This window comes from Boseongicola sp. (genome assembly GCF_057460485.1).
Window position 1 is genome coordinate 1 of the sequence record NZ_JBVCWP010000148.1, and the last position, 9,706, is coordinate 9,706.

Annotated in this window: 13 protein-coding genes; 3 read left to right on the top strand and 10 right to left on the bottom strand. The window is 56.1% G+C overall.

The genetic code is table 11. The features are described 5' to 3' along the window. The first annotated feature begins 248 nt into the window (after positions 1-248). Complete coding sequence (locus AC221Y_RS15260; RefSeq protein WP_486707660.1) at positions 249-491, top strand: hypothetical protein; 243 nt, start codon at positions 249-251, stop codon at positions 489-491. A gap of 7 nt (positions 492-498) precedes the next feature. On the opposite strand, the gene dtd is transcribed toward AC221Y_RS15260, so the two are convergent. From dtd to AC221Y_RS15310, 10 genes are all read right to left on the bottom strand, one after another. Further along, positions 499-942, bottom strand: coding sequence for a D-aminoacyl-tRNA deacylase (gene dtd / locus AC221Y_RS15265; protein WP_486707661.1), 444 nt, complete (start codon positions 940-942; stop codon positions 499-501). Beyond that, entirely contained in the window at positions 939-1,862 is a 924-nt protein-coding gene (locus AC221Y_RS15270) for a carbohydrate kinase family protein (RefSeq protein ID WP_486707662.1), read from the bottom strand. Before AC221Y_RS15270 ends, dtd begins: the two co-directional genes overlap by 4 nt. Before the next feature lie 76 nt (positions 1,863-1,938). Continuing rightward, entirely contained in the window at positions 1,939-3,033 is a 1,095-nt protein-coding gene (locus AC221Y_RS15275; protein ID WP_299758054.1) for a TFIIB-type zinc ribbon-containing protein, read from the bottom strand. Beyond that, positions 3,033-3,449, bottom strand: a complete 417-nt coding sequence (locus AC221Y_RS15280) for a hypothetical protein (protein ID WP_486707663.1) — start codon at positions 3,447-3,449, stop codon at positions 3,033-3,035. Before AC221Y_RS15280 ends, AC221Y_RS15275 begins: the two co-directional genes overlap by 1 nt. Positions 3,450-3,481: 32 nt before the next feature. Beyond that, positions 3,482-4,582, bottom strand: a complete 1,101-nt coding sequence (locus AC221Y_RS15285; protein ID WP_486707664.1) for an SPFH domain-containing protein — start codon at positions 4,580-4,582, stop codon at positions 3,482-3,484. Positions 4,583-4,601: 19 nt separating this feature from the next. Then, the gene (locus AC221Y_RS15290) at positions 4,602-5,537 is read right to left on the bottom strand and encodes a DUF2927 domain-containing protein (protein WP_486707665.1); all 936 of its coding nucleotides are present in this window, start codon (positions 5,535-5,537) and stop codon (positions 4,602-4,604) included. Between the two features lie 3 nt (positions 5,538-5,540). Continuing rightward, a complete protein-coding gene (locus AC221Y_RS15295; protein WP_486707666.1) occupies positions 5,541-6,731 on the bottom strand; it encodes a toxic anion resistance protein in 1,191 nt (396 codons plus the stop codon). Positions 6,732-6,761: 30 nt separating this feature from the next. Then, positions 6,762-7,634: a 5-bromo-4-chloroindolyl phosphate hydrolysis family protein gene (locus tag AC221Y_RS15300; protein ID WP_299755811.1), complete on the bottom strand. Its 873-nt coding sequence runs from the start codon at positions 7,632-7,634 to the stop codon at positions 6,762-6,764. Further along, positions 7,634-7,831: a hypothetical protein gene (locus tag AC221Y_RS15305; RefSeq protein WP_299755809.1), complete on the bottom strand. Its 198-nt coding sequence runs from the start codon at positions 7,829-7,831 to the stop codon at positions 7,634-7,636. The genes AC221Y_RS15300 and AC221Y_RS15305 overlap by 1 nt, the downstream gene beginning before the upstream one ends. An 80-nt stretch (positions 7,832-7,911) precedes the next feature. Next, positions 7,912-8,718: a pseudouridine synthase gene (locus AC221Y_RS15310; RefSeq protein WP_299755807.1), complete on the bottom strand. Its 807-nt coding sequence runs from the start codon at positions 8,716-8,718 to the stop codon at positions 7,912-7,914. An 80-nt stretch (positions 8,719-8,798) separates the two neighbouring features. Here AC221Y_RS15310 and AC221Y_RS15315 point away from each other — a divergent pair, with 80 nt between their 5' ends. Both AC221Y_RS15315 and AC221Y_RS15320 read left to right on the top strand, forming a co-directional pair. Beyond that, positions 8,799-9,248: a nucleoside deaminase gene (locus tag AC221Y_RS15315; protein WP_299755804.1), complete on the top strand. Its 450-nt coding sequence runs from the start codon at positions 8,799-8,801 to the stop codon at positions 9,246-9,248. Between the two features lie 166 nt (positions 9,249-9,414). Beyond that, on the top strand, positions 9,415-9,706 hold a 292-nt coding region (locus tag AC221Y_RS15320), incomplete at its 3' end, for a ceramidase domain-containing protein (RefSeq protein WP_486707667.1).

Sequence of the window (9,706 nt, forward strand, 5' to 3'; positions counted from 1 at the left end):
ACGTATCTCGGCGGCCTTCGTTGCGAGCGAGGGTAGCCCCGTCGGGCTTATCACAATGCTGAGGCTATTAAACCGAGGTGCGGCCTGACGCCATGTCTCCGCTTACGCGCCTCTAACTTGCATTTTCACAAGTTTAGGGGCCCATTTGATGGCTTTTCCACCGCAAAAGGTTGAAAAAAGCCAAGGAGGATCCAAAGCGTTTTCCTGAATAATACAGTTGTTCGGCACTTGGACGACCTGACGGGCAAGTGCTGTGGTTCCACGCACTGTCGGTCAGAGAAAGTCTGGCGTTACTTCCTCTGATCGACCGTGCGATTGCAAATGACGAAGCCGCAATCCTTGTTCACAACAAGGCACAGCTTTCACAAAGCGTTGCACGTCTTTTTGACGCTGAAGAACGCGCCCCGCTTGTTGAGGCCGCGCGCGAGGTTATCAAGGCGCGTCGGGGTGTTCTCGAAACGACGTGGTCCGCAATTTTGCAGGCGCTTTAAGGCTCTATCAACCGTCCGTATCCACCCAAATCGTCACCGGACCGTCGTTGACCAGGGCCACTGCCATGTCAGCGCCGAAGGTGCCGGTTGCGACGGGAATGTTGAGGTCCATCACGGCGGATACAAACTCCAAATACCGAATTTCACCTTCATCCGGAGGTGCGGCGCTTGAAAATCCCGGCCGATTTCCTCTTCGAGTGTCGGCGGCAAGTGTGAACTGGCTGACGACAAGTGCGCTGCCCCCCACGTCCAAAAGTGAGCGGTTCATGCGTCCGTCATCGTCTCTAAAAATACGGAGCTTGGCAATTTTTGCGGCGAGTTTCTCGGGTGCATTCGGCGGATCACCTGCCATTGCACAGACAAAGATCAAAACGCCATCTTCAATTGCGCCAACCACGTCGCCTTCGATGCGAACCTCAGCGCGTGAGACGCGCTGAACGAGGGCTCTCATCCCAATTCAGCGCGTGTCGGAGGGTTCGCACCCGCACGACTTACAGTGACCGCCGCGGCGCGCGCGCCCAGAGAAAGCGCTGCTTCTATTGTATCTGCTTGAAGATTTGCGATCTCGGCCTTGGACAGAACACCAGCGTCAGACAGCGCAGCCAAAAAGCCTGCATTGAAAGTATCACCGGCCCCGACGGTATCGACAACCGCGACTTTGTTTGCCGGAACGCGGACTGTTTGCACAGCAGAGTATCCTGTGACCCCTTCGGCGCCCTCCGTCACACAGATAAGTTTTGTGCCCTTGTTTAACAAATCAGCCGCGCCGCGTTGCAGATCGTCATGCCCGGTGAGCCAAGCAAGGTCTTCGTCGGATACTTTCACGATATCGCTGGCCGCCATCATATGACCAATCCTGTCGCGGTATGCTGCCTCGTCGACGATAAAACCTTGTCGAATATTCGGATCAAGCATGATCACACGTCGATCTTTCTCGCGCATCATCAGGGCCTCGTAAGCCCGCGCGCAGGGTTCAACGACCAAAGAGATACCACCGAAAAACAGTGTGGAAACAGCCGCATCAAGCGTTGGCAGGTCTTCGGCGCTTAGCATGCGGCCCGCAGAGTTCTCATCGTAAAAAACATAACTTGCCTGACCGTGTGTCAGTGTCACAAATGCCAATGTCGTCGGCTTGTCCGAGCGCGCGGCCATGCTGCTGTCAACGCTCGCCGCCGACAGCGCGTCTGTAAGAAGTTCCCCGAACAGATCCGTCGACAAGCCGCTATAAAAGCCCGTTGAAACCCCCAAGCGACCAAGTGCAATGGATGTGTTAAAAACCGCACCGCCCGCGTAAGGCGCAAAAGCACGCTCACCGTTTGCGGTGTGGCGGGGCAGCATATCGATCAAAGCTTCTCCAGAGCACAGGATCATCGGTTCTCCTCCAGCAAATCTGTTTCGCGGGGTCTAAACTCACACGCGCTGCGTCGCAAGTCGGCGAGAAAAGAGTTTATCCTTGATTGACTGCAGCCGTGTAGCCCAAAGCGCCGGCGATGATCGCAACAAGAAGGGCGGCAAGCGTCAGCTTCCAGATTGACCAAGGCCGTTCTCCGGCGACCTGACCGCTCTGACCGTTCACAACAAAACGAAATGACCGGCCGCGGTATTTATAGGCGGCGAGCCAAACCGGAACCAATATGTGCTTGAAGGTCACATCGCTGAGTTTGGTTTCAATGTTTTGAACACGCTGACGATCTCCTCCGATATCGAACTTGATGTCCCGTATGATCTGGCGATCCATGATGGTTCTGCCTTTTTTGAAGCCGTCCTCAAGCGACACAGTATAGGCTTCGGCGCGAAAGCCCGCGAGATACTGGGGCAAATAGGGTTCCAGTCGTGTGAGATCCCATTGGCCCAAGCAGGTGCGGAATTTCGCGGGTAGCGCTGTCGAAGCGACGACCAAAACATCATCAAAAAAGCGCGCGACACGCCCAGATACAGAGGTCCACCTAACTTTCGTGTGCGGTTCTGTCTGCCGTTTGCCATTGCGGGTCACAGTCCTCGTTGTCGTGTATTCAATGCCGCGCTGCCCTGTGTAGCGGGTTTTCGTGTCGGCATCGAAGGTCCAGCACGGAGTATAGACGCCGCTTAGCTTGCGGCCTTTTCGCGCATATTCTGTTAAGCCGTTTGGCGCGAACCAAAGACGACCAAGCCAGTCCTTCATGGCCTGACGCGCCGCGTCTTCGCTCAACTCGAATGGAACAACTGCGCGCGGTTTTATCTGCCGGGTTGCCCCGGTATCGGTGACGACAGGCGTTGCACAATAGGGGCACTCTTTGGAGTGCACTGCGCCGTCGAATTCGATGCGCGCACCACAATTTGGACATTGCGAAGTGCGTGCCTCTTCCATTTCCACGCCGCTAGTGCTTGCGCGCAGGGTGGCTGAAAAGTCCTGCTCCTTGATGGCCTGGTTGCGATCCCAAGGGCTATGATCAATTGTCTCGGCACTGCCGCAATGATCACAGATCAGTTGGTCGGCCCCGGGATCAAACCGCAGGTCAGACCCGCAATTGTGGCAAGGGAATCGATGATCTTCCGAGCCCATCAGAGGATTCCGTGCAAGAATTTAGGCATGATGGTGTGCAGTGCCCCGTCAAAAAATGCCGTGTGACGCCAAAGATGGATGATGCCGTGAAGGAGGCCAAGAAGCAGCAATACGGCCATCGCGCGTCCTGTGATGTTGTCTTCCAAAGCCGTATTGGATGCCACGGAAGCTGCCGCCATGGCGAAGCAGAGAATGTGATGTTGAAAGCGGTGAACAGGTCGCAAGACACCAGTCGACTTTGGCCCAGGTTTGCCAAGGGGTCCGCGACCCAGGGCGTAGATTGTGAACCAAAGCCCACTCAGCGCAGCGAAACCTGCTGTCAGCCACACTGAAGCGCTCGGGCCTTCTATCAAAAGGACGGCCAGCAAAAACCCAGTCGCCCAATGGGCAAATATGACAAATCCACGACGGGTCATAATACTTTCAGATGGGACCTCGATCCATGCACCTATCCTTGCGGTGGTGGCGGCGGCGAAACAGTGAACAATTGCGCGAGTTCATCAATATCGTTGGCATGTTGCCAGCCATCTTGTCCTTGCGTCCAAACCCAGCTTTCTCGCGCTAGCTTTTTTTCGCCCGCCAATCTGCCGAGGTCAGCTTTTGAGTAGGGTCCCAAAGTCTTGCCGCCATCAGCAACGTGCCAGACGTTCTCAACCGGAGGCGGCGGAGGTGGAGCCAGAGGTTCTGCCGGGCGCGGGCCCCAAGGACCGGCCATCATGCCGCCCATCTGCATCCCCATTCCGGCGCCTAATCCCATGCCCATAGCGGACCCGGCAGCCCCGTTTTGCTGTCCCAAAGCGTCGGCCGCCTTGTAGCGCAAGTGATCGTCCAGTGAGCCAACCATGCCGCGTGATGTGCGTTCATCCAGCGCCTTCTCGACGGCGGGCGGCAGGGAAATGTTTTCAATGTAGAGTTCCGGAAGTTCGAGGCCGTAAGATGCAAGGGTTCCCGATATACCTTCGGCCAGAATACGTCCGAGATCTTGCGTGTTTGCAGCCATATCAAGCACGGGAATACCGGCCGTTGCGACGACGCGGCTGAACGCCTGCACGATGATGTTGCGGATCTGATAGCTGATTTCGTCCATTGTGAACTCGCCGTCTGTGCCGACGATTTCGACCAGGAACTTGCCGGGGTCAGACACCCGGACCGCGTATGTGCCAAAAGCACGGACTCGCGTTGGCCCAAATTCCGGATCCCGAATGATAATCGGATTCTTGGTTCCCCATTTCAGATCGGTAAACCGGCGGGTTGAGATGAAGTACACTTCGGACTTGAACGGCGACTGGAAACCATGATCCCAGTGCTGAAGCGTGGTCATGATCGGCATATTGTTGGTCTCAAGCATATAGAGACCCGGCATGAATGTATCCGCCAACTGTCCTTCATGGACGAAGACGGCCGCTTGGCTTTCGCGGACCGTCAACTTGGCGCCATATTTGATCTCGTGATCTTCGCGCTCAAATCGCCAGACCATTGTGTCTCGCGTGTCGTCGCTCCAGTGGATGACGTCGATAAACTCCCCACTTAGAAAATCGAAAATGCCCATTGGGGTCTCCTCTGGCAGGTCAGGTTGAAGGCGACATTAAACCGGTCGCGATACGTCGGATGAGCGGCGCAGCGGCGGCGCCCCTCATGCCCGGCTTCAGTCGTGGATCATAGAGTATTTGCAGCAGTAACTCATCATGGTTAGTGAGCCGGCCAAATTCGTCATCATCGTTGAAGATGGATGGCCTTGCGCTTGGACTGTCGTTGGCAAGACCCAGCCCCTGTGCAATTTCTTCGTGAAAGCACGAGGTGCGCAGGCGGTCCGGTAGTTCAGCGCGGATAACTGCGACGGCGCGCTCGTATCTTCCGTCTTGTGCCGGGTCCGACGCGAAGACGACGCAATAGGTGTCGCGTGACATATCTTCAACAAACCGCACTTGCGATGGGGATAGCTCTGGCATGAATTGTGTGAGCAAAGGCCCGGAGTTCCGCAGCTCCTGATCGTTCAGCACAAGAACATGAAAGTTTCCACCGCGCCGCACGTTTTGCACCGGGTGTCCGGTAATGCTGGCGAGACGATCGCTGAATGCTGTGATCGTGGCGATGTCGTCGTCCGCTTGTTCGCGGTCCACCGAAGGACCAATCACAGTCTCGATCAGAACGGGTTTCTCCCAACGATGGAGCGTGCTTGGAGCGCTTGTCCGGACAAGCAGCCCAGCACGAGCGCTAAATTCCTCGCTGAAAGCCAGCGCATCAAAATTGCGGGCGACCATCTCGTCAGTGAAGGGAACGTCGGGGCCTCCTCCGTCAATTCTGAGCAGTCCACGCGCGATAAGATTGGCTTCTACGCGCCCGAAAAAGGCTTCTATCTCGAAGCTTTCAGGCGTTCGTTCAACGAACTCAGGAAGGGCTGGGCTGGGCGGCGTTGTCGATAAGGCATCTGGACCAGCGGCGGGAAATCCGTCGCAGGCCGCCAACAAGGCCAGCAAGCAAAGGGAGAAAGCAGAATTGCGCATGGTTCAGGTCGGAACGCTCTCTCCAGAGACCGAGCCGACCCCGTCCTTGCGGGCTTTGGCTGATGCAAGCGTTGTCTTGAGTTCACTTTCCATCTTCTGGAGTTCTTCCTCGGCAAGGGCGCGTTTGGCTTTTCCGTCATCGGCAATCTGAAGGCTTTCCTGAATGGTCGCGATCAGGTCGGCGTTGGCCTGCTTTACTGCCTCAATGTCGAAGACACCGCGCTCCATTTCCTCGCGGATGGTTTTGTTGGCCTCACGCAGGTTTTTGGCGTTTGCGGTCAACAGTTCGTTCGTCAGATCATTTGCTTCCCGCACGGCTTCGGCCGCTTCGGCAGACCGCTGAATGGTCACAGCCTGAGCAAGCTGGGTTTCCCAAAGCGGCACAGTATTGACCAGTGTCGAATTGATCTTTGTGACAAGGGATTTGTCGTTCTCTTGCACAAGCCGAATAGACGGCAGCGATTGCATCGTAACTTGCCGTGTTAGTTTCAGATCAAATACGCGGCGCTCGAGATCGTCCCTTGCGGCCCGCAAGTCGCGAAGTTCTTGGGCCTTCATCACGCCTTGCTCGTCAGGCGCTTGGGCCACTTCGGTTTCTTTTGCGGGGATTTCGACACCGTCCAGACGCTGAAGCTTTTCCTCACCTGCGGCGATGTAAAGCGCCAGTTCGTCGTAAAAGGCGAGTGTCTTGTCATAAAGATGATCGAGAGATTTGATGTCTTTCAAAAGCCTATGCTCGTGGTGGAGAAGGTTGTCGGTAATCCCGTCGATCTGGCCCTGAACCTCTTCAAAGCGCGCAACAAAATTCGCGATCGGAGCGGCGCGTCCCAACAGACGTTCCCACCAGGATCGCGTGCGACGGACATCTAGTTCGCTGATCGAAAAGCCGCGAATGGTTGACACAATATCACGCAAGCTATCGCCAGCCGGGCCGACGTCCTTGTTGCGGACACCTGCCAGCATGGATTGGCTGATTTCCTGCAATTCGACTTGTGCGCTGGACCCGAACGACACGATTGAATTGGTGTCACCCATGTCGATTTCGCCGATGCGGCGCTCGATTTCCGCGCTTGTTGTCGGATCAGCGGAGGCCAGCGGCACAATTTCGGTGCTGGGTTCGGGCAAGATAACGGCCGTCACCTCTGCCACAAGGGTTTCGGATTCCTGGGCCTTCTGGCGCACTGTTTCGGACATGAATTTTCCCCTCGTTTTGAGCAGCTATACTTAAGTGCGGTTTACGCCTTCGCGTGCCAATCGGTCACGTAAGACTTCAATTTCAACATCAAGCGATGATTTGTCGTCCAGTAGCATTTTGTTGGTTCGCGCGGTGAACGTGGTTTCAAGATCATCAAGAAGCGCCTCGTAGTCTGCGCGGGCTTCTTCATTTCGGTTGCGCGCATAAAGGTCTGCGAACTGAGATGTCGCGTCCCGTGCGCCCAAAAGGTATACCCCAAGATATTTGCGCGCCCCAGTCAAATCGCGCGGATCGTCCTCCACCACGCGAAACATATGACGCGCCGTTTGGGAAAATTGATCAACGCGACGCGACAGGGCAGGAATGCCAGCGCCCCGGATCGCATCGCGCATCGCCGCGAGATGCCGCTCGGCTTCATCAACAGCGCGCGCGACACGGTCGGTCTGGAAGGCGCTTCCTTCTGGAACACCCTTGTCCTTCAACGGATCCGCACCGAACGACATGAAGTGCAGGGTTGTTCCAAGAACAGCAAAAAGAATTGGATTAAGGGGCGAAAACGTCGCCGGATCAAGACCGGCAATGGCAAGTCCAGCACCTGTAAGCACAGACGCAAAGATCTTTCGGGGGATTGCGGGGCGCTTTGCGACGCGACGTGCATCAAAGGCATCTTCGGCCAAAAGCCCTTCACGGGTGAGCCAGGCCGCAAGCATCAGCGTGCCAAACCCAACAAGATCAAGCGCCATTCCAAGCGGTTCTTGCTGAAACGCCGTTAACACCAGAATACCCGGCACGAGGAACAAAAGGTTCACACGTGCGCCCGCACGTCTTCGCCGCTGAGCGGGGGGCTGAGGCGTTTGCGCCGGCCTATCGGGGCTATATTTTCCGCCGAACCGATCCGCCATCAGGACGCTCCGAAGGCCGCAACGTAGGCGATCAGTGCTAAAAGCAGGAAAAATGCCAGTCTTTTCATGCTACCTCCCCTGTCGCCCAAACGTTCATCATGAGGTTCTTTCAAGACCGCCACTCCCTTGAATACCACAGAGATCACCCCCGCGACCACGGCGAAAATCAAGACCAATAGCGCCATCTTCGGCATCATACTCTACGACCTTTCGGTTCTTGGGAGTATATATGCGTTCAACGTGTCGCTTGCCAGTTATGGGCAAGCAATTGCGCCGATCACGGCTTTTGGTTGCGGCGGGGCCGTTCGACGCGTTTACCTTTGGTTCTCTGGGGGTCGGGTGTTTCGGGAATGGCATCCAGACCGAGCTGATCGCGCAAGACCTTTGACTTGATCTCTTCGACTTCGCCCGGTTTCAGCTCACCAAGTCGAAACGGACCGTAGCTGACCCGGATCAACCGGTTCACGAAAAATCCGATACTTTCCATCGCGCGTCGAATTTCGCGGTTCTTGCCTTCGCGCAATCCGATCGTCACCCAAGCATTGCTGGTCTGTTGTCGGTCGAGTGTGATCTCCATCGGCTGAAACCGTTCGCCGTCGACCGTAATCCCTCGCCGCAGCGGGTCGAAGACTGCGTCTTCTGGCGTGCCTTTCAAACGGGCGCGGTATTTGCGAAGCCAGCCGGTTTTTGGTAGTTCCAGCTTCCGTTTGATTTCGCCGTCGTTGGTCAAAAGCAACAGCCCTTCCGACGTCAAGTCGAGCCGTCCGACAGTCATCACGCGGGGCAGGTCTTCGGGCAAATTGTCGAAAACCGTTGCGCGCCCTTTTTCGTCGTTCGCCGTCGTAACGAGGCCGGATGGCTTGTTGTACCGCCAAACCCGTGGCGGTTCGGCTTCTCGAACGGGTTTGCCGTCTACAATAATGCGGTCACTTTCGACGACATTCTGAGCGGGGCTTGTCAGCGTCTTCCCGTTCAATGAAATACGACCGGCTTCTATCATGCGTTCGATCTCGCGACGCGAGGCAACGCCGCGGCGGGCGAGAACTTTGGCGATACGATCGCCGGGAACGGTGGGTTTGCTCATCCTGTCGCAATAGCGTGGGACAGGTCGATTGGAAAGCGCGCGCCGCTTGCACAAGCCGTTTCCTCGCGGCATCACGGGCCATGAGTTTCAAAAGCTACATGGAAGCGGCGCTCGAAGAAGCGAGATCAGCGGGAGATCGCGGCGAAGTCCCTGTGGGAGCCGTGCTTGTTGGTCACGATGGGAAGGTTTTGGCCAAAGCCGGAAACCGCACCCGCGAGTTGTCGGATCCAACAGCGCATGCCGAAATTCTTGTGATTCGTGCTGCAGGCGCAATTTTGGGCTCTGAGCGCCTGACAGGGTGCGATCTCTACGTCACTTTAGAGCCTTGCGCGATGTGCGCGGCGGCAATCTCAGCCGCGCGGATTTCTCGTTTATATTATGGTGCAGGTGACCCAAAATCTGGCGGCGTTGCACATGGTCCCAAAGTGTTCTCCCACAGCCAAGCGCACCACGTGCCTGAGGTGTACGATGGTATAGGGGCCGAGGATGCGAGCGCCTTGCTGAAGACCTTTTTTGCGACAAGGCGCTAGGTCTCAAAGCCGCCTGAAGGCAGTCCGGAGAGCGGAATTTTCGACAAGGCACTGATCCACCGGCGGAATTCGGCCTTATAATTCATCGGGACTCCCTGAGTGGCAAAGCCCTACTATTTGATGGCAGTCCCTTCTGGGACTAAACCCAAGCAAAGCAGAGTTCCTTATGGATTGGACAAGAGCCATCGACGGATATTGCGAGCGTACTGACGCGAGCTATTGGTCCGAGCCACTTAACGCTGCGACCAATCTGGCGTTTGTGGTTGTTGCGATAATTATGTGGCGCCGTACTGCCGGAATGCCTGCGGGAAGATGGCTTTCCGCCGTACTTTTTGCCATCGGTTTGGGGTCGTACCTCTTTCATACTCACGCAACCGCTTGGGCCGCCACGCTTGATGTCATTCCTATAGCGGTCTTCACCCTAAGCTTCCTATTTCTGGCAAATCGAGATTTTTTGG

Excerpts from the sequence above, each read along its gene's own strand:
- AC221Y_RS15300 (WP_299755811.1), bottom strand. The coding sequence starts at position 7,634 with ATGGCGGATCGGTTCGGCGGAAAATATAGCCCCGATAGGCCGGCGCAA.
- AC221Y_RS15305 (WP_299755809.1), bottom strand. The coding sequence starts at position 7,831 with ATGATGCCGAAGATGGCGCTATTGGTCTTGATTTTCGCCGTGGTCGCG.
- AC221Y_RS15270 (WP_486707662.1), bottom strand. The coding sequence starts at position 1,862 with ATGATCCTGTGCTCTGGAGAAGCTTTGATCGATATGCTGCCCCGCCAC.
- AC221Y_RS15275 (WP_299758054.1), bottom strand. The coding sequence starts at position 3,033 with ATGGGCTCGGAAGATCATCGATTCCCTTGCCACAATTGCGGGTCTGAC.
- dtd (WP_486707661.1), bottom strand. The coding sequence starts at position 942 with ATGAGAGCCCTCGTTCAGCGCGTCTCACGCGCTGAGGTTCGCATCGAA.
- AC221Y_RS15295 (WP_486707666.1), bottom strand. The coding sequence starts at position 6,731 with ATGTCCGAAACAGTGCGCCAGAAGGCCCAGGAATCCGAAACCCTTGTG.
- AC221Y_RS15280 (WP_486707663.1), bottom strand. The coding sequence starts at position 3,449 with ATGACCCGTCGTGGATTTGTCATATTTGCCCATTGGGCGACTGGGTTT.
- AC221Y_RS15310 (WP_299755807.1), bottom strand. The coding sequence starts at position 8,718 with ATGAGCAAACCCACCGTTCCCGGCGATCGTATCGCCAAAGTTCTCGCC.
- AC221Y_RS15290 (WP_486707665.1), bottom strand. The coding sequence starts at position 5,537 with ATGCGCAATTCTGCTTTCTCCCTTTGCTTGCTGGCCTTGTTGGCGGCC.
- AC221Y_RS15285 (WP_486707664.1), bottom strand. The coding sequence starts at position 4,582 with ATGGGCATTTTCGATTTTCTAAGTGGGGAGTTTATCGACGTCATCCAC.
- AC221Y_RS15315 (WP_299755804.1), top strand. The coding sequence starts at position 8,799 with ATGAGTTTCAAAAGCTACATGGAAGCGGCGCTCGAAGAAGCGAGATCA.